At 41.0% G+C, this 18,049-nt stretch carries 18 protein-coding genes; 11 read left to right on the top strand and 7 right to left on the bottom strand.

Features of this window, described 5'->3' with window-relative positions; translation table 11 throughout:
• Both JNO66_RS12390 and JNO66_RS12395 read left to right on the top strand, forming a co-directional pair.
• Positions 1-888: a carbohydrate ABC transporter permease gene (locus JNO66_RS12390; RefSeq protein WP_203088605.1), complete on the top strand. Its 888-nt coding sequence runs from the start codon at positions 1-3 to the stop codon at positions 886-888.
• A gap of 48 nt (positions 889-936) precedes the next feature.
• Positions 937-2,160 carry a hypothetical protein gene (locus tag JNO66_RS12395; RefSeq protein ID WP_210340868.1) on the top strand — a complete coding sequence of 408 codons (1,224 nt, stop codon included), beginning with the start codon at positions 937-939 and terminating at the stop codon, positions 2,158-2,160.
• A 29-nt stretch (positions 2,161-2,189) separates the two neighbouring features.
• Here the strand turns inward: JNO66_RS12395 and JNO66_RS12400 are convergent, their stop codons facing one another.
• Positions 2,190-2,804: an esterase/lipase family protein gene (locus JNO66_RS12400; protein ID WP_203088607.1), complete on the bottom strand. Its 615-nt coding sequence runs from the start codon at positions 2,802-2,804 to the stop codon at positions 2,190-2,192.
• A 222-nt stretch (positions 2,805-3,026) separates the two neighbouring features.
• Here JNO66_RS12400 and JNO66_RS12405 point away from each other — a divergent pair, with 222 nt between their 5' ends.
• Both JNO66_RS12405 and JNO66_RS12410 read left to right on the top strand, forming a co-directional pair.
• Complete coding sequence (locus JNO66_RS12405) at positions 3,027-5,408, top strand: right-handed parallel beta-helix repeat-containing protein (RefSeq protein ID WP_203088608.1); 2,382 nt, start codon at positions 3,027-3,029, stop codon at positions 5,406-5,408.
• Between the two features lie 96 nt (positions 5,409-5,504).
• Entirely contained in the window at positions 5,505-6,095 is a 591-nt protein-coding gene (locus JNO66_RS12410) for a tetratricopeptide repeat protein (RefSeq protein WP_203088609.1), read from the top strand.
• On the opposite strand, the gene JNO66_RS12415 is transcribed toward JNO66_RS12410, so the two are convergent.
• Positions 6,084-6,770 (bottom strand): SRPBCC domain-containing protein, encoded by a 687-nt coding sequence (locus JNO66_RS12415; protein WP_203088610.1) that lies wholly within the window; start codon positions 6,768-6,770, stop codon positions 6,084-6,086. The genes JNO66_RS12410 and JNO66_RS12415 overlap by 12 nt on opposite strands.
• Entirely contained in the window at positions 6,763-7,077 is a 315-nt protein-coding gene (locus JNO66_RS12420) for an ArsR/SmtB family transcription factor (RefSeq protein ID WP_203088611.1), read from the bottom strand. The genes JNO66_RS12415 and JNO66_RS12420 overlap by 8 nt, the downstream gene beginning before the upstream one ends.
• An 89-nt stretch (positions 7,078-7,166) precedes the next feature.
• Between JNO66_RS12420 and JNO66_RS12425 the strand changes: the two genes are divergently transcribed.
• A complete protein-coding gene (locus tag JNO66_RS12425) occupies positions 7,167-7,517 on the top strand; it encodes a VOC family protein (protein ID WP_203088612.1) in 351 nt (116 codons plus the stop codon).
• A gap of 221 nt (positions 7,518-7,738) precedes the next feature.
• On the opposite strand, the gene JNO66_RS12430 is transcribed toward JNO66_RS12425, so the two are convergent.
• Both JNO66_RS12430 and JNO66_RS12435 read right to left on the bottom strand, forming a co-directional pair.
• Positions 7,739-8,374 (bottom strand): YpmS family protein, encoded by a 636-nt coding sequence (locus JNO66_RS12430; RefSeq protein ID WP_203088613.1) that lies wholly within the window; start codon positions 8,372-8,374, stop codon positions 7,739-7,741.
• A 4-nt stretch (positions 8,375-8,378) separates the two neighbouring features.
• Positions 8,379-9,287, bottom strand: coding sequence for an SGNH/GDSL hydrolase family protein (locus tag JNO66_RS12435; protein WP_203088614.1), 909 nt, complete (start codon positions 9,285-9,287; stop codon positions 8,379-8,381).
• Between the two features lie 235 nt (positions 9,288-9,522).
• Here JNO66_RS12435 and JNO66_RS12440 point away from each other — a divergent pair, with 235 nt between their 5' ends.
• From JNO66_RS12440 to JNO66_RS12450, 3 genes are all read left to right on the top strand, one after another.
• Positions 9,523-10,509, top strand: coding sequence for an aldo/keto reductase (locus JNO66_RS12440; protein WP_203088615.1), 987 nt, complete (start codon positions 9,523-9,525; stop codon positions 10,507-10,509).
• A 105-nt stretch (positions 10,510-10,614) separates the two neighbouring features.
• Positions 10,615-10,809 (top strand): hypothetical protein, encoded by a 195-nt coding sequence (locus JNO66_RS12445; protein WP_203088616.1) that lies wholly within the window; start codon positions 10,615-10,617, stop codon positions 10,807-10,809.
• Between the two features lie 39 nt (positions 10,810-10,848).
• Entirely contained in the window at positions 10,849-11,610 is a 762-nt protein-coding gene (locus JNO66_RS12450) for a kanamycin nucleotidyltransferase C-terminal domain-containing protein (RefSeq protein ID WP_203088617.1), read from the top strand.
• 204 nt (positions 11,611-11,814) lie between these two features.
• Here the strand turns inward: JNO66_RS12450 and JNO66_RS12455 are convergent, their stop codons facing one another.
• Together JNO66_RS12455 and JNO66_RS12460 are read right to left on the bottom strand one after the other, a co-directional pair.
• A complete protein-coding gene (locus tag JNO66_RS12455) occupies positions 11,815-12,285 on the bottom strand; it encodes a FixH family protein (RefSeq protein WP_203088618.1) in 471 nt (156 codons plus the stop codon).
• Between the two features lie 25 nt (positions 12,286-12,310).
• Complete coding sequence (locus JNO66_RS12460; protein WP_203088619.1) at positions 12,311-13,669, bottom strand: PepSY-associated TM helix domain-containing protein; 1,359 nt, start codon at positions 13,667-13,669, stop codon at positions 12,311-12,313.
• Between the two features lie 101 nt (positions 13,670-13,770).
• On the opposite strand from JNO66_RS12460, the gene JNO66_RS12465 reads away from it, so the two are divergent.
• The 3 genes from JNO66_RS12465 (at position 13,771) to JNO66_RS12475 (ending at position 18,047) form a co-directional block, all read left to right on the top strand.
• The gene (locus JNO66_RS12465) at positions 13,771-14,784 is read left to right on the top strand and encodes a S66 family peptidase (protein WP_203088620.1); all 1,014 of its coding nucleotides are present in this window, start codon (positions 13,771-13,773) and stop codon (positions 14,782-14,784) included.
• A gap of 118 nt (positions 14,785-14,902) precedes the next feature.
• A complete protein-coding gene (locus JNO66_RS12470) occupies positions 14,903-15,622 on the top strand; it encodes an ABC transporter ATP-binding protein (RefSeq protein ID WP_203088621.1) in 720 nt (239 codons plus the stop codon).
• On the top strand, positions 15,582-18,047 hold the full coding sequence (locus tag JNO66_RS12475; protein WP_307730735.1) for an FtsX-like permease family protein: 2,466 nt from the start codon (positions 15,582-15,584) through the stop codon (positions 18,045-18,047). Before JNO66_RS12470 ends, JNO66_RS12475 begins: the two co-directional genes overlap by 41 nt.
• Positions 18,048-18,049 lie beyond the last annotated feature (2 nt).

An 18,049-nucleotide genomic window follows, 5' to 3' on the forward strand; every position in this document is an offset into this window, starting at 1 on the left:
ATGAAACCAGAGAAAGTGGTTAATCAGACACCTGTGCTAAACCAGAGACCCAAGAACGAGGAATTACGAAAACAAAAATTAACAAGCATTGCTCTCTACAGCATCTTAATTCTACTAGCTGCAGTGTGTTTATTTCCTTTTTATTTAATGATCATGTATTCAACCCATACAAACGCAGACATCGCTTCTACATTCTTGGTTCTTCCGGGAACGAACTTGATTGATAACTTTACGAGAATGACTGAAAATGTGAACATATTCAGAGGTTTTATGAACAGCTTAATCATAGCTGGTGGATCCACTGCTTTAACGATCTATTTTGGTGGGATGACAGCGTATGGGTTTTCAAAATTTAAATTCAAATTCAATACCCCGTTATTCCTTTTTATGCTAGCAACGATGATGATCCCGGCACAACTCTCCTTAATTGGAAGCTATCGTTGGTTAGGGATGATTGGTCTATTAGATTCCCACGCTGCGATTATCTTACCAGCAGCTGCCAATACATTTGCTGTGTTTTTTATTAAACAGTTTATTGATGGAAGCGTCCCAAATGAAATTCTTGAGTCTGCTAGAATAGATGGAGCGGGAGAGTTAAGAATCTTCCACAGAATTATCTTACCAATGATCATACCCGCTCTTGCTGCCATCGGAATCTTTACATTTATCGGCTCATGGAACAACTTTATTGGGCCTCTCGTTTTGCTTTTCTCTGAAGATAAATACCCACTGCCAGTACTAGTGGCTATGATACAAGGCTACTATAATACGGATTATGGTCTCATGTATTTAGGCGTCGCATTATCCGTTGTACCGATTATTATTGTATTTTCAATTCTCTCAAGACGAATTATGGGTAGTGTGGCAATAGGTGCTGTGAAGGGATAGTTTTTAAAAGTCGGGGAGATAACAATCTTCTCGGCTTTGATTTATGTCATGCTAAACATTAAGAAAGGAGTGTTTAAAGTGGAGGAAATACTCAAGCGTTTAAAAGAAGATATAACAGTACAAGAACTTTCTAATTATTGGCCAGAATTTCAGCCGTATGCTTTTGCAATATATGATGCGGAGAATGTGTATATTTATAATCATCCTTTATCATCAGAGGGTGAAATTCTGTATGTAAAAAGAGATGAACAATTTAATGGATGTACAACGATTATGTATGAAGGAGTACCAACAGCTATTGTAGATCGTACACTTTATCCAAATGATGATGAACTGTATGCAATCTTAACACATGAGATTTTTCATGTTCATCAGCATCAACAAGGAGAAAGTCGATCTCCGAATGAGATACTAGGTATGACCTACTCATTGAAACTAGAGAATATGGAACTCCGAATGAAAGAAAGAAATCATCTATATCGAGCCGTAAAAGAAGTAGACGCAAAAGAAAAATATAAATGGATTCGAAAGTTTATTATGATAAGAGAATCACGAATTCGTTTGATAAATGAATATGTCGAATATGAAAACTTTACTGAGACAATCGAAGGGCCGGCCTGGTATGTAGAGTTACAAGCCTTAAAGAAGAATACCAAAGTTCCAGATCATTTATTGATAGAATCGTTCATAGCTAAAGTCATAGACCCCTTTCAAACGTTCGTTAACATAAGAGAGAGCTGTTACTACTCTGGTTTATGTATTTGTTTGTTACTTGATCATGTCGTGCCTGATTGGAAGAAAGCTCACTTTCAAACTGACAAAACGTTGTTTGAACAATTAAAGGATCTATTTGATATAGAAGACCTTCAAATATTAGAGCAAGTTAACATTAGTCGTGCAACAGAATCTCTTTATAAACAAATTCAAGAACAAAAACAAAGAGCAATACATACGTATAGCTCACGAGAGGGCACACATGTTTACATTAAAGGAGATGTCAAAGTTAAAGGTTTTGATCCAATGAATGTTGTATGTCACGAGGATATTAGGTTGCATAAGACATTTATACAAATTCAAATGAATGATCAAATCCTACATATTAATCAACCAACAATTATCTATTTTAAAGAAGATGGAAAAACGATAGATAAGCTACACTTAATTGTTAAAGAAGTAACTTTTAAAGGTAGTAATGAATTTGATCTAGAAGGCATTGGGAAAGTAGATGGGCAAGGTCATTGGATTAATAATGCTATTTGGATTAGAGTGTAGAAAAAAAGTAGCCACTAAGGGCTACTTTTTTATTCTTGTAACGCTTCGGTAATTAAGCTTTGTACTCTACTATTTGTTAACAGTCCAAGATGAGATACTCCTGTTACATGAATATTATTGGCGCCTGTAATGCGAGAGAGGCTGTTTGAGACAATGAAATCAGAGCTACTATAAATGGATGTAAAGTCTACTCCTGCTGGAACGGAGCTAGCTCCTAAACGGTTTGCTCCTCCCAAGGTAATGACTTTATCAACCTGGTCTACGCCACCTAATTGAGTCAGATAACGTAATGTATTTGATCCTCCCATACTATGAGCAATGATATTGACCTCATTTGCATCATAATTCCGTAATACATCAGTAATGAATTCCTGTAGCTGTCTTGAATTTCGAAGGTTGTTTCCAGAGCGATCAGCAAAGTCAATCGCATGTAAGTCTGCACGATTATAGCCTAGGCTACGTAAATGACGTTCAATACTTGCGAAGTTATAACCGGCCCCACCTATTCCATGAACCAAAACAATCGGTTTTGTAAAATCAATGGCAGTAGCTTCTACTTCATCCTGCGCATGAGTAACAAGCGGCGTCCCCCATGATAGAGCGATCACAAGCATAGCAATCAGTGAAAAACGAATAACTTTCATCAAACTCCTCCTTTTAATCTATGATTTACGCTTACTCTACCATCACATATCAAATGATTCTACAGATGGAGAGTTATCCCAATATTTACAGATCGTTATAATGGAAGGTATCGGCAGACTTTAGACTTATTTCACATTACGAATAAAATCGAATTGACCACGATAAAGAAAGCGCTTACAATTTAAAGTGTAATACATATAAACAAACTAGGAGTTGATGTGATGAAAGATATGCCGAAGATCGTTTTGTCATTTCTAGTCTTTGTCTTGATGTTTAGTCATGTGAGTGTAAGAGAAGGCAATGCTGCGGTGGTTGATCCAGAGGAATTAGTGTGGGAAAATATTACATTCGGACAATCGACTGATCTTAATTTTGCAGCAAACACTTTACCAGAGAAGGTAGGCGTGAATTATGCTGATCCGGAGAACCCCGGCACTATTGAGGGCAACATTTTTATGGAGAGTCGTGGAGGGAAGTTAGCTCCTGGCCATGATGGACTTACGTTTTATTATACAACCTTAGATGCAAATGCTACGAATTTCGTATTAGAAGCTGATCTTACTTTTCATCAGCTTGGACCTGAGACAGGGGCAAATGCAAGTGGTCAAGAGGGTGGAGGAATCATGGTTCGGGATGTAAATGGCAGTCCACGTCAAGATCCAATGGTAGATGGATATGAGGAAGTTCCAGCTGCTTCAAATCTTGCAGCAGTTGGTCTCATGCGAGGGGGAATTAGTGCACTCGCGCGTAAAGGAGTGATAGAGCCTTGGGGGAATCCGGGAAGCACATGGACAAATAATGTCATTCAAGGTGTACCGAATCTTCCAATTGATACCCCGGTTAGACTGAAGCTTGAGCGGACGGACACGGACTTTATTATAACAGCTACGTTTAATCATTTAGATGGATCGCCTACCTTTGAACAAAAGATAGCTGGAGCGGATCTCGTTCAGCAAATGGATGAAAACAACATGCAGCTTGGCTTCTATGCATCACGTAATGTGGCTCTAACTGTTAGCGATGCAGAGCTAACACTAAGCGAAGCAAATACTGTGCCATCCGATGAAGTACCAGTTAGTGATCCAGATGTAGCCTTTCACGTGGTATCACCTCAAGAATCTGGTTCGGATACGTATGAATTAAAATCAATGGCGAACTACGACGGGATTGTCACGATTCGGAAAGATGGAGAAGAGGTTGTGAAAGACGCAGCCGTTTCAGCAAATAAAGCCTATTCGTTTGAAACAAAGCTGCAGAACGAAAAGACAAACTTTACATTAGACTATACACCAACCGATGCTCCATCGGAAGAAACGATCACTCAAGAGATTAACGTCACTAAACGAGTGTTTAAAGGTGGACAAGGATTGTTTGTTTCGCCAGACGGGTCAAAAGATGCAAGCGGAAAAAAGAATGATCCACTTGATCTGGAAACAGCCATCAAATATGTAAAGCCTGGCGAATCAATTTTTATGCGAGAAGGAACATATAAAAAAGCGATTAACATTGCAAAGCCGTATAGTGGCAAGGAAGGGAAATTAAAGTCGCTTGTGCCGTATAAAGGTGAGACAGTGGTTTTTGATGGAGAGAACAGAACTGGTAATCTAATTAGCTTAAATGCTGATTATTGGCATATTGCTGGCTTTGAACTGACAAAATCAACTGGAAACGGTATGAGAGTAAATGGAAATCATAATTTAATTGAATTAATGACATTTAGCTTTAATCAAAGCACAGGATTCCAAATTTCCGGTAGTGGTACAGACCCGGAGAAATGGCCACAGCATAACTATATTCTTAACTGTGTAGCTCATGACAATCGAGATGCTTCTGATATCAATGCAGATGGATTCGCCGCAAAGCTAGGGGTAGGTGAAGGAAACGTCTTCCAAGGTAATATCGCACATAATAATATTGATGACGGCTGGGATTTATACAACCGTACAAATGAGGGAGCTAATAAACCAATCACAATGGATGGAAATATCTCCTACTCTAATGGCAAACTCAGTAACGGCTATAACGAAGAAGGAACATCAGGAAGTGGTTTTAAAGTAGGCGGAGAAGGGCTGCCTGTCGCTCATATTCTGAAGAATAATCTAGCATTCGATAACAACATGGATGGTTTCACGGATAACTTTAACCCAGGTACAATTATGATGAAAAATAATACCTCCATTGATAACAAACGATACAACTACATCTTCCGGATCAATCCTTACTTTGAACCAGAGGAACAGGGGGTGTTTACAAACAACCTGTCTATCTTTACTGAACCAGAGAATGCGCTTGCTGACTTTGTCTCAGGGAACGTAGACAAGACAAACTTTTTCTTTGATGGCGAGAAAACAGTGAACTCAGAAGGTGTTGTCATTGATGAATCCCATTTTAAGAGTCTTACGATTCCAGATCGATATGATCGGGATAAGAACGGTAACCTCATTTGGAGAGACTTTACAAGACTTTCCGACACAAGTTCGCTTATTAAAGCGGGCGAAGGAGGGAGCTATGTTGGAGCTCTGCCACCAACCAAAATTGCTAAAAACCCGTCTCCACCTAATCGACCTGTGACTCCACCAGGTTTAAAGGACAAAGGGAAATAAATGAGAGCAGTGCCTTTAAGAGGTGCTGCTTTTTTAGTGAAAAGGGAGGAAATGTAAGGTGGGAAGTAGAAGGATTGAGAGTGAGGAGGAATGTAGGTGAACGGACTAGATTTGTATCAAACCCTTCAAGACGAAGTGACTGCACTACAATCGTTTATTAGGTTTGATGAAAATCACTTCATGAGAGAAAGGTGTTCAGATCCTCAGAGGTTAGAGGATGTTATTCAGACGGGTGAAGAGTGTCTCAGGAGTTTAGATTCAGGCGAAAAATCAGAAAATGTGCGAGATATCGTTTATGGGATTGTAGGAAATCTGTATAGGATTAATAATCAGCCAGCGCAGGCGATAGAATTGTTGGAACGGTGCGTAACGAGAGCCACAGAGATGAATGATTTTAAAAGAAAAGCGATTAGTTTCATTCGATTGGCAGAAGCGTTTAAATATGCGGACATGCATGATCTCGCACTTGAAACGTTTGATCAAGCAGAAGAAATTTGTCATGCCCATTCGTTGGAGAATATCTTAGAATTTGTGTTGCAGCATAAGGGGAAGTGCTTAGCAGAGATGGGGAAGCTAACTGAAGCACGTGCTAGCTTGGATGAAGCTTTAGAGATCAGAATAAGAAAGCAGGATCCGTCACTAATTGAATCAACCAAGCTGGCGCAGGAGTCTTTGTTAAGAGTTTAGCTTAGTTCCAAAGGCAATGGTATGAAGCAACATTTCAATTGGTTTGCGGTCTCGTTCAATAAGGAGGCGAATCTCACTTCCTATTTCTGAGTGAGTAATCAATTGTTCAGCCCGATCATAGTGGGAAACAGACTGTCCATTTATTTTTAAGAGATAGTCATTTGGTTGAAGATGATTAGCTGCGGGTGTATCTGGAACGACCTTTACAACCTGTACCCGGTCATCTTCTGTTTGATTAAGTACACCAATCCAACTTTTCCAAAAAGATGAACGAATATCTTGGTTACCTTCAAGTACTGTCTTAAAATTGAGCAGGAATTGATAGGTACCAAAAAGCATATTGTCTTTTTTATATTGTTCATCAACGGACCAATGACCAGTGTATTCAATCTGAACGAGGCAGCCCTGCTCGACCGGTTCGAGAAGCCAGGTGGTGGTATAGCCATCTGAATCAACTGAGACCAATTTCTTGTACTCGATAATGTCGGTGAATGTCCCGGTATATGTGACATTCCATCCATAATCCAAATAAATCTCTCCACCAATTCGTAAGTCAATGTTACACTCTCTCGTTTCCCAACGATTACGCTGCTCGGGAATTGTGAGTGCCTGCCAAACGCGGTCCACATCGCTATGGATAAGGATTTCTTTTTTCGTAAATTGATGATTAGTCATGATTTTCCTCCTCTAAAAAGTGTTTTAACTGATGGAGCTTCTGATCAAACATACTCTCAAGGTCCTGCTGGATATGCTGGGATGCACGTCTGTACATAGCTTCATTTAATCGATAGTAACGAAATTTCCCCTCCTTTTTAACAAGTAAAAGGCTCTCATTTACTAAGAGATCAAGATGCTTTTTAAGAGCAGGTTGAGAAATGGAAAAGACATCGACTAATTCAGACTGTGTACACTCCCTTTGAGCGGTTATAGCAAGAATCCGTTGTCTCGTGGGGTCACCAAAAATATGGTATAGATTTGTCATCTAGATGTATCCTCCTACGTATAACTATGAGGTTATACATAGTGTAATCGGTTTCTATAAAAAGGTAAAGAAAAAAGGAGGAAATATATGTGATAAATGGATTGACGATTCAACTAAAAGTATCAACCTTTGCAAAGGGTTTGAGGTGGTATACAACACTGCTTAGACGTGAGCCTGATTTTATTCCTCACGAACATTTTGCAGAATGGGAGTTGGTAAAGGGCGCGTGGCTGCAGATTGCTTTGGGAGAGCCCGCTGAAAAAGGTGGTCCGCTTCGATTAGGAGTGGAGGATATTGATTTGGAACGAGAGCGGTTGATGCGGGAGTTAGATATCGTGATAGAAGAAGTACAGACGCGGGAGGGAGTTCCAGCAGCTTGGTGTACGTTTGAGGATCCAGATGGGAATAGGGTTGGGTTGTATCAGGAGTTAGAGAATTAGAGTTAAGAGAATGAAAAGAGAAGGGCTCAAAAACCCGGAACATGCGCAAGAAGCGAGCTCGATGCTTAAAAAAACGATAGATGCGCAAAAAAGCGTGTGTGCTGCTCAAAAACTGATGAAATGCGCAAAAAAGAGAGTGCCCTGCTCAAAAACTCAGCAAATGCGCAAAAAGCACGCTCCCCCAACCTCTAAGCTGGAGAAGCGCACCTCGCTGACAGATTCTACTCTATCGGCTCTGCAGGTTCAATGCCTAATGTCCGGTACGGCACAATAATTTTAAAAGCTAGGTCATCCTCTTCCAGGTTAATGCGCTCGACCTCGACTTGGAAGTTACTACGTATATCCATATCGGTAACGGCTACGTAGATTTCCTCTTCCTCTGGATTAACGGTAACCCATGGCGGCATTGGGAGGTAACGGTCTAAGTACTCCATAATTTTTTGATTTGGAAGTTCGAGTAATCCTAAGGAAATGGATTCTTGTTTTAGAATGAGATCTCCGTTTTCTTGAACGTCTGGCTCAAATCTGACAGACAAAGGGAGCGTCGTTGAGAAAACGGGTAGCTCACCAATCAGATGAATGTCTTCGTCAATTTCCAGTCGGTAGTTATGATTCGTTCCTTCTAAAAATTGATCAATGTACGCGTTGGAAAGATCGTTAATGTTTTGTTTGGTCGTTTGAACGATGAATTCAGAGCTTCGTCCCGGGTCATTGCTGTCGTCATTTGTATAATCGACGCTTGAGATCGGCCAAAAGATAAAGGTAAGTATGGTTGCGATCACTGCAATGTTTAGGACTAGAAGCCCAACAAACCATCTCCTCCAATTTGTTTGTCGTTTCGGTTCTCTTGTTTTCATAGACTCATCCTTCGTCTTCACTTAAATAATCGAGCACACGTTGTGCCATCAGTTTATAGCCAGCATCGTTTGGATGAAAGCGATCATCCGCTAGTAGATCTCCTTCAGTGTCTTCGAATAAATCTTCAGTTGGAACAAAGAAAATCTGGTCATCTTCTTCAGCAAATTCTTCTGTTTCATTATTCCAGTCCGTAAGAATTTCACCAAGTTCCTCTACATCTCCAAAGTACTGCAGATAGGGATTATAGATACCGATTAAATAAATATCTGCATTCGGATTCAGCTCAAATATCGTATCTGTAATCTCGTTTAAACGTTCAGCATAGTGTTCGCGTTCTATATCAAATGGTTCTAAATTAAGATTCGTCACATTTTCTCGCAACACTTTCATAATGTCATTCGCACCGATGGTCACAAGAACAATGTCAGATTGTTGAATCGACTCTTCCACTTCTGGAAGGCTTAGGCGCTCAAGCATTTGTTCAGAGCGATTTCCTCGTTTACCGAAGTTATTGACTGTTACAAGCTGTTCTGAGTGATTGATGGAACGGTCAAGGATGCCAACGTATCCACCTTCTTCATTAATAGCGCCGACTCCTTGCGTTAACGAGTCGCCAATAGCTGTAATCTTTGTTTCCCTATTTGAGAAGAATTGAATCGTGTTTTGTGCGGCTTTTACAATAAAATCAGAGAATGCAGATGGTTGAGGTTCTTCTTCCTCAATGATTTCCTCTTCTTCATTTTCTTCTACTTCCGCATCGGGATCCTCTGATGGAACGGATTCCGTTGCTTCTTCATTGTCTACAATGGTTACTTCCTGAAAGGATGGTTTTGTTTGAGTGGATTGGTAAATATAAAACCCTATACCAATCGCAATCAGTAAGCTAATAAAGAGTATCAAAGGTTTTTTCATTTTTTTATCACACCTAGGTCAAGGGTTATGGGTTATTAAAAGCTCCTAATAATCTATTGTATATGAGAGTATGTCAGACAATCAATGATTTCAAAGATTGATAATCTTGGAAGAGATTAGAGGGTCTATTCCATTCCTATTCTTCTTAAGGGAGAAATATCCTACTCCTTATAGGTTTAAACCTCAAGATGAACGGTAAAAGACGATTATGATTGATTGAGGAGGAGACTTACAGATGAATAATAAGAATGAATTACTAACACATAAAATCGGACTTGGTACAGCTCCACTAGGTAATATGTTTCGCGAAGTACCTGAGGAAGAAGCCCAAGCAACGATCGAAGCAGCATGGGAGGCAGGCATTCGCTATTATGACACAGCTCCCTTTTACGGGGCAGGTTTAGCGGAGCTTCGCTTAGGAAACTTCCTTTCTAAACGCAATCGAGATGAAATTGTGCTGAGTACGAAGGTTGGTCGTGTCATTGAAGACGAAACGGAAGAAAAAGAAGGGCTCTTTGCATATGGTCGAACCAACAAGGTCACAACAGACTATACGGCAGAGGCTACTCATGCCTCCATTGATCAAAGTATGGAAAGACTGCAAACCAATCGTCTTGATTTTGTGTTTGTACACGATTTATCTCCTGATTTTCATGGAGATGAGTGGATCGCTAAATTTGAAGAAGCAAGAACGGGTGCTTTCCGTGTTCTAGATGACTTAAAAGAACAAGGTGTCATAAAAGGATGGGGTCTTGGAGTAAACACAACGATTCCTATCGAGCTTGCGCTGCAGCTTGAAGAAGTGCATCCAACGATTAGTTTGCAAGCAACTCAATACACACTTCTTGACCATGAAGACACCTTGCGTCGAATGATGCCTGAAGTCGAGCAATCAAACGCAAGCATTGTTGTAGGGGCACCATATAGCTCTGGAGCTTTGCTTGGCGGAGATAACTATAACTACGGCGACATCCCACAAGAGATTCAAACAAAAATCAGGAAGCTTACCGAGGTAGCAGAAACTCATGGTGTTAGCCTAAAAGCCGCCGCCCTGCAGTTTTCATTAGCACACCCAGCCGTTGCAGCAGTTATACCGGGATCAACTAGACCTGATAGAATCGAGGAAGACTTGAATGCCCTGCAAGAGAAAATTCCAGAAGCATTTTGGCAGGAGTTGATTGAAAAACAACTAATCTCAGCGGTAGCGCCCTTGCCGTTGTAAACGAATGAAAAGACATCTAGCGTATGTGCTGGATGTCTTTTTTTGATTGAAATCCAAATAAATGGGTAATTGGTATGTAACGTTTCTAATAGGGGGTGAGTTCTTATGGATAGAATCATACGCCAAGCGTTAGTCGCTACCCTAGTGGTCGCATCAATTACAGGTTTGTTTAGCTTTATCATCAGAGGTTATCTTGAATGGATGGATGTCATCAATTCCGCTATTGGTACATTTATTATCTGGGCTATCTTCTTTCCACTTGTCAATAAATATTGGGGGAGGGACGAGGCGGAGGGATAGACTGTTATACTGAAAAGATAATTGAAAAGGAGCTATCCCATGCACCAACAACCCAAACCCACCTCTCTTAACCAAAAACTAGAGTTTGCAGACTTGCTTAAAAGAGGACTACTTGAAACATACAATGATCAAATCGTAGCCATTGGTCTCTACGGATCCCTCGGATTAGGAACATCGGGGCCTTACTCGGATATAGAGTTACATGTCATTACATTGGACGGCGCTGAAATCCCAGGTCATGAGTTTATTTATGATCCATTTAAGATAGAAATTAGTTCAAGAGAGGAAAGTGCGGCGATTAGACGTGCTTCGGAGATGAGTGATGCTTGGCCAATTAAAGCTGGGTCGAATATTCATATCCACCCACTCTATGATCCGAATGAATTCTTTAAAAGGATCAAAAAGCTCCCCTTACAAATCTCTGATGAACAATTTCGAGAGACGATGCGGGAGTTTATGATCTGGGAGCCTTACGAGACGATGGGAAAGCTACGAAATGCTCGGCATACGAAGAATCTCTCATATATTCCAAGAGGTGCGATGGATTTTGCGTGGCAAGTGGCAAAATTAATAGGCTTAGCTAACAAGCGGTATTACACCACAAGAGCCAAAACCTATGAGGAGTCGCTTCAGTTTGATTCAAAACCAGCTGGATATGTAGATTTGGTCCAGTTAGTCATGCGTGGAAAACTGGATAATCCAGAGGAAGTGTATATGAGGTGTGAGGCACTTTGGGAAGGGCTAAATGCATGGTTTGAGCATTTAGGCATCGAATATACGAACACGAAGCTACCTTGGTAACCCATTTACCAAGAAAGAAGCCCGGACTCCAAGAACAAAATCACCAACACCAAGACCAACCCTACATTTACCAAGCTAAAATACCCCCGCTACCAAGAAGCAACCTCGATTAGTAAGAATCACATAAGTCTCACCAAGAACCTTATTCAATTTACCAAGACGCGGTGTGGGCCCCTCTTTTAAATAGGGGAGGGCCCACCCACATCAATGATGCTGACTCTCACCCTGCTGTTCAGATGCGGCACCACCTGCTTCGTTAAAATCATTAATTTCATCCTCAGAAACATCTCCAACAAAGATTGGCTTTGTCGGCATAGAATGCATATCTCGAGCTGTTACGTGGGCTTGAACGAGGTAAATGCCGTCTTCCTCGAACGTATAGTCAATCTGATACAATCCATCCGATTGATGCTTAGCTTCTTCTAAAAATCCGTTTTCACGATCTTGATCCTTCCAAATTTCAATGACCACATCCCGTGCATCATCTACAGGCTCGTCACCTTGAGTGACATTTACGGGGATTTTAAGCTTTTCATTTGGTGGGGAGGATTCTGGTAAGTCAATTTGGACTTCAATAATGTCAGGGATAATGGATTCTAAATCTGGCTCACTTGTATTGCAAGCGCTTAAAAGAAAGGTTGATATGAATAAAATCACTAATCGTTTTCGTTTCATATGAATTCATCCTTATGTCATAGAATTAATTTTCCTTAATAGAAAATAGTGCTCGCTTAGAGAAAAATAGTCGATCAAATACGTAGACAACAATAATAGAGAGACCAACTAAGGGTAAAAGGATTCCAAATCCAAGCATAATAAAGAATACCGCTCTTGTCACCTTTTTATCTTTAGATCCAGGAGGAGCGCCTAGCTTCCCATTTGGTTTTCGTTTCTTCCATAAAACAAAGGAGCTCGCAACAATGCCCATTAATCCTAAACAGGTTATTAGACCAAGTAGCTGATTTGGCCAACCAAATAAACGTCCTTCATGCAGTGCTATACCTGCAGATACTAGCTTAGGGAGAAAATCAAAGTCTTGAAAGCTTCTACCTATAATAACAGTTCCACTGTATTGATCAATATGTTTTGTAGCAAGGTCAAGACGATTTGTTTCATGTGAGATGGTATAAACACCAGATGGACCGTCGGGTAAAGATAATGTGTATGGATAGGCCATCCCTTCTAATTCAGCAATATGTATAACATCATCTACAGATAGAGGGAGGTATTCACTTTGAGAATTTGAGTGTGGCATTAGTAGATTCTCGTTTGCCCACGGTATTCCGTCGGCGCCATCTTTCGTAAGAGTGACTGACTCAGGACGTTCCTGCCAATCATAAGAATAAGCTGGTGCACCTGAAATCTTCTGGATTTGAGAGCCTACGATACCTGACCAAGGCAAGCCAGTCGCAATTAGAATTAGGATAAAGATGGACAACCAAAAGGCAGGGACAGCATGGAGATCGCGACAAAAGAGTCGTCCCCTTTTATGTAGCCTTGGAAGGATGGTGCCCCAAATAGATGCGCGATTTCGAGGCCACCAGATATATAGACCCGTAATCAGCAAAATAACGGCCCAACAAGCTACAAGTTCGACGATTCGATTCCCCACGGTACCGGCGATCCAAAGTTCACTATGTATCTTTTTAAAAATATTCATAAGTCTTTCATCTGCATTTAGTGCACCTTGAATGGTAGAAGTGTAAGGGTTCACAAAAATGGATGTAGATACTCCATCCTCTGTAAGATAAAATTCGGTGGTTGCGTTTGGGTCTTCTCTCACAATAAAGGACGAGATTGAAGCATCTGGATAGTTTTCTTTTACTAGATCTCTTTGAGCAGAAAAGGTGAAGGTGCTACGACTTTCGTCAATGTGATCAACCACAAAATAATCTTGATATAAAAAGGACTCAATTTGCGGTTTGAACAAGTAAATACTTCCACTAAATGCTAAAATAAATAAAAAAGGTGCAGTCATGATCCCGGCGTAAAAATGCCATTTCCACACAACCTGATAAATTGAAGCGTTCGTTTGTTTTTTCTTCTTATTAGAAGCCATCACGTTCCTCCTGAGTCTAAGTCTAATCAAGTATAAAAAGTAGTTGTTAAATCCAGGTGAAATTTCATAAGAATAAATTTTCAGATGAGAGGACAGATTATATGATTACATATCCACACATGAAAAAGACTGCAACAATTGGTGTGACAGCACCTTCCTCAGGTGTTGATCCTGAGCTCCATCAGATTGTTAAAGACGCGGTCGCACGTCTAGAAGATAAGGGGTATTCATTTCAAATTGGTGAAACTATGTGGACACAGCATAAGGCAAAGGCTGCTCCTGCTCTTACACGTGCTGAAGAATTAAATCAAATGATGACCAATGATGAGGTAGAGGTCATCATTCCCCCTTGGGGTGGCGAGCTTCTGATTGAGATCCTAGAGCATCTTGACTTTGAATCGATGAAAACGAAATGGATTCTGGGCTACTCAGATGTGAGTCTACTATTGCTGACGCTTACTCTTCAAACAGGCATTGCAACGGCACATGGAACAAATCTTGTTGATTTGAGAGGGGAAGCATGTGATCCGACAACGGCTATGTGGGAGCAGGCGCTTTCTACTGAATCAGGTGGGGAAGTCATTCAGTACTCTTCAGAAAACTATCAGAAGGAATGGGACTTTGAAAATCCAAGCCCACATGTGTTTCACTTAACTGAAAAAACCGAGTGGAAAACGACAACAGGGGAGCGAGTTGAGATTGAAGGGCGTTTGCTTGGAGGGTGTGTGGATGTCATCCATCATCTTGTTGGCACGCCTTATGGTGACGTTGCGACATTTAGAAGACGATTCATCGAGGAAGAACCTGTTGTATGGTACTTCGAGAATTGTGAGATGACAACAACCGATTTAAAAAGGTCGCTCATTCAGATGAAGTTAGCTGGTTGGTTTGAAGAATGTTCAGGGATTTTGTTCGGAAGAAGTGCGGCGAATATACCAGTAGAAGGGTACACGGCGGAAGATATGTATCAAGAATTGGCCCATGAACTTGGTCTACCAATCGTATACGACATCGATTGTGGACATGTCCCTCCTCAGCTTACGCTCATTAATGGTGCGTACGCAAAGGTGGAGACAGAGAACGGCCAGGGAAAAGTGACGCAGTGGTTTAAATAAAAGATAGCCTCAAGTCTTTATATACTTTGTATATAAATATTTGAGGTTTTTTATTATAAAATGATTGATTTACTATATACTTAGTATATAATTAAGTCGAGATTAAGGAGGAATAGCTATGATACAAATGAAAGGTTTGACAAAGTCGTTTAAACAAGGTCAAGAGCAAACAAAGGTATTAAAGGGAATCGATTTAACAATTAAAGAAGGAGAATTCGTAGCAATTATGGGGCCGAGTGGATCGGGGAAAAGCACACTTCTTCAATTAGTAGGTGGACTCGATCTACCGACGTCTGGGGACATTCAGATAAATGACCAACTGCTACATAAAATGAGCGAAAAAGAGCGGACGATCTTCCGGAGAAAGCATATGGGATTTGTTTTTCAAAATTATCAACTGCTCCCTACATTAACGGTTAAGGAAAACGTTTCGTTTCCTATTCATGCAGATCGGAAAGTGTCAAAACAGGATGAAGAGCGCGTGAACCAGCTTATTCAAGCAGTTGGACTTGATGGATACGGTGATAAAAAAGCGAATGTGCTTAGTGGAGGACAGCAACAACGAGTCGCTGTGGCGAGAGCGATTGCGAATCAACCAGCTGTATTACTTGCAGATGAACCGACAGGAAACTTGGATCGAGAAAAAGCTGAAGAGATTTTACATTTATTAGCAGGGTTTCACCGCAAAGAAGGGCAAACCATTGTAATGGTGACGCATGATATTTTTGCAGCGGGCTTTGCAGATCGGATTATCCTTTTCAAAGATGGATTGGTTGATCAGGAGATTCGAAGAGAGGATGAACACTATGCTGAGTACTTGGCTCATTTCATGGCGTAATCTTACCTCTCAGAAAAAGAAGGTCTTTATTACATTAATCGCTATGGTGCTCGGAGTGGCTTTTTTAACGGCGATGCTTGTGTCGGATCGGACAACGAAAGATGTATTCACTTACTATGAAGAGATGTATGTAGGAAATGCAGACTATTGGATTCTAAGTGATGATCATACGTTACAGGAAGACGCGGTCAGAGAGTTGGAAGCGTATCCAGCTGTTGCTCATACGCTAACTGCATTGGATAAGCAGGATTATTTGGTACTAGACGAATCGCGTTCTAAAAGTGAACGTTCCGTTAGAGTGACAGGGGTGAGTGATCAGGCGAGTCCGCTTTTAATGATGCCTATTATTGAGGGTAGCTTAGATAATGAAGGGGTTGTGCTTCCGGAAAGCGTGGCTGAATTGCTAGATAAAACAGTAGGAGAAACGGTAACCTTTGAAGGGATGGGAGAGTTACCGATATCAGCCATCGTTGAGTATACCCAGCTTCTTTCAAGTCCAGAATCATGGGATGCGGCTGAATCGAGTAGCTTTCGAGTGATGGCTCCACTAGACGTTGTTCAACAACAGTTTGGACTTGAAGACGAAGTATCCTACGTAAGAGTTCAGACAACAGAACAAGCGGATGGTGCAACCTGGTATCAAGAGATGGAAGAGACTCTGTCAGGCAGTCAGGCGTACATCCAACCGGTTGTAGCAGATGACCGTCAAAGTAATGATATTGAAGGGTTATATACGTTTTTCTACTTAATTGCTGCATTAGCGATTTTTATTAGTGGCTTTATCATTTTTAATATGATTTACACAAGTGTGATGGAACGTAAAAAAGAATTTGCGATCATGAAGAGTTTGGGCTATGAACAATGGTCTGTTTCAAAACTGGTCTTGAGTGAGCTTTTCCTTTTATCCATCATTAGTGTTCTAGTAGGGGTCCCACTTGGTGTGTTCCTTGGAGATCTATTTATGCAAGCAATACTCGGCGTGTTTGCATTTGATATGGTGTATGAGCTTAACTGGGTTGGCCCCGCCATGATTGCAGGAATCATTGGAATGACCTTTCCAGCTGTGTTCTCCTTTTTTCCTATTTATTTGGCAGGGAAAACCTCGATTCTCCTTTCGTTAAAAGAAGGAAATCAATTGAAGGAGGCAGGCTATTTAAGCAAATGGATTAGGCCGGTGGTGGGGATCGTTTTAATCGGTCTGGTATGGATTGATCATCCTCTAACGTATATAAGTGTACTCATTGGTCTTGTTTTGCTCTTTCCCTTGATTCTTCGTGGAATTTATTATGTAGCGAGTTCTTTTTTGCGTACGTATCCAGGTAGACTTGCTCGAATGAATCTAATACAACAGCTCGGTCGAAATGCAAACACAGCAAGCATTCTCGCTGTTGGAGTGGCTGTCATCCTTTTGCTAGCAGCAGCTGTTAATTCGGCTCCGGATCAATACGAAGAAGACATTCGAGCTACATTTGGTGGCGATATACGGGTAACCTCTGAGTCATCTTGGACCGAGGAACAAATACAAGAGATAAGGGACCTTGATTCAGTTACGAAGGTAGAACCACTAAAGGAAGCGACACCTATTACATGGTTGACGAATGAGGGTGAAGAAAGGCAGTTCTCAGTAATTGGTGTTAATGAGCAACAAACTCCTCTTTTTCATCATCAACCAGAAACAACGAAGAAACTATATGAGGGTTTGTCCATCGCTTTAGGGGAGAGAGCTTTTAATGAGTGGGGTGGTGAGATTGGCGATTCCATTCTAATGAGAACCGTTGATGGAGAACAAGAATTAGTAGTGGTTGATGTGGTGCAGACCTCACATTACTCGGGGTATGTTGCGTTTATGCTTGATACAGGGCTGCATCATGATTTCGGATGGACTGGTTCTAAGGATCTAATGGTGACGATTGAGGGTGGAAGTGCCAATGATATACGTGATCAGATGTGGGAAATGGATGGAGGTCATATCTCAAAAATTGAAACAGTTGTCGATAAAATCCGATCCACTACATCAGCGATCACTGGGATGGGTGATTTAATGCTGATCTTAATGTTCACGGTCATTGCACTAGCAAGTGTAGGAACCGCCAATACTCTGTTAATGAATGCGTTGGAGAGAACTAAAGAAATCGCCACCATGAGAGCGATTGGCTTTACGAATCAACAGGTATCGAGCATGTTAATCATCGAAGGAATCTTAGTCGGTGTTTCTGGAATAGCAGGGGGAATCGTATTTGGTATCCTTCTCATTTATTTTATGAGCAAGTCAGCTTGGATGGACGGTTTTATGACATTTCAACTCCCTTTTGATACGATCATATTGACTGTTGTAGCAGGTATCCTTTTGAGTCTGCTTGCAGCGTGGTATGCTAGTCGAAGTGCGACGAGGCTAGATATCCAATCGTCAATAAGAGAAGGTTGAGG

The organism is Alkalicoccobacillus gibsonii, assembly GCF_016798245.1.
Classification (GTDB): Bacteria; Bacillota; Bacilli; order Bacillales; family Bacillaceae_D; genus Alkalicoccobacillus; species Alkalicoccobacillus gibsonii.

What these genes read in the sequence shown, in the direction of transcription:
- JNO66_RS12390 (WP_203088605.1), top strand. Translation starts at nt 1, where the DNA reads ATGAAACCAGAGAAAGTGGTTAATCAGACACCTGTGCTAAACCAGAGA.
- JNO66_RS12440 (WP_203088615.1), top strand. Translation starts at nt 9,523, where the DNA reads ATGAATAATAAGAATGAATTACTAACACATAAAATCGGACTTGGTACA.
- JNO66_RS12475 (WP_307730735.1), top strand. Translation starts at nt 15,582, where the DNA reads ATGAACACTATGCTGAGTACTTGGCTCATTTCATGGCGTAATCTTACC.
- JNO66_RS12430 (WP_203088613.1), bottom strand. Translation starts at nt 8,374, where the DNA reads ATGAAAACAAGAGAACCGAAACGACAAACAAATTGGAGGAGATGGTTT.
- JNO66_RS12435 (WP_203088614.1), bottom strand. Translation starts at nt 9,287, where the DNA reads ATGAAAAAACCTTTGATACTCTTTATTAGCTTACTGATTGCGATTGGT.
- JNO66_RS12465 (WP_203088620.1), top strand. Translation starts at nt 13,771, where the DNA reads ATGATTACATATCCACACATGAAAAAGACTGCAACAATTGGTGTGACA.
- JNO66_RS12420 (WP_203088611.1), bottom strand. Translation starts at nt 7,077, where the DNA reads ATGACAAATCTATACCATATTTTTGGTGACCCCACGAGACAACGGATT.
- JNO66_RS12415 (WP_203088610.1), bottom strand. Translation starts at nt 6,770, where the DNA reads ATGACTAATCATCAATTTACGAAAAAAGAAATCCTTATCCATAGCGAT.
- JNO66_RS12400 (WP_203088607.1), bottom strand. Translation starts at nt 2,804, where the DNA reads ATGAAAGTTATTCGTTTTTCACTGATTGCTATGCTTGTGATCGCTCTA.
- JNO66_RS12460 (WP_203088619.1), bottom strand. Translation starts at nt 13,669, where the DNA reads ATGGCTTCTAATAAGAAGAAAAAACAAACGAACGCTTCAATTTATCAG.
- JNO66_RS12455 (WP_203088618.1), bottom strand. Translation starts at nt 12,285, where the DNA reads ATGAAACGAAAACGATTAGTGATTTTATTCATATCAACCTTTCTTTTA.
- JNO66_RS12450 (WP_203088617.1), top strand. Translation starts at nt 10,849, where the DNA reads ATGCACCAACAACCCAAACCCACCTCTCTTAACCAAAAACTAGAGTTT.
- JNO66_RS12405 (WP_203088608.1), top strand. Translation starts at nt 3,027, where the DNA reads ATGAAAGATATGCCGAAGATCGTTTTGTCATTTCTAGTCTTTGTCTTG.
- JNO66_RS12470 (WP_203088621.1), top strand. Translation starts at nt 14,903, where the DNA reads ATGATACAAATGAAAGGTTTGACAAAGTCGTTTAAACAAGGTCAAGAG.
- JNO66_RS12395 (WP_210340868.1), top strand. Translation starts at nt 937, where the DNA reads ATGCTAAACATTAAGAAAGGAGTGTTTAAAGTGGAGGAAATACTCAAG.
- JNO66_RS12445 (WP_203088616.1), top strand. Translation starts at nt 10,615, where the DNA reads ATGGATAGAATCATACGCCAAGCGTTAGTCGCTACCCTAGTGGTCGCA.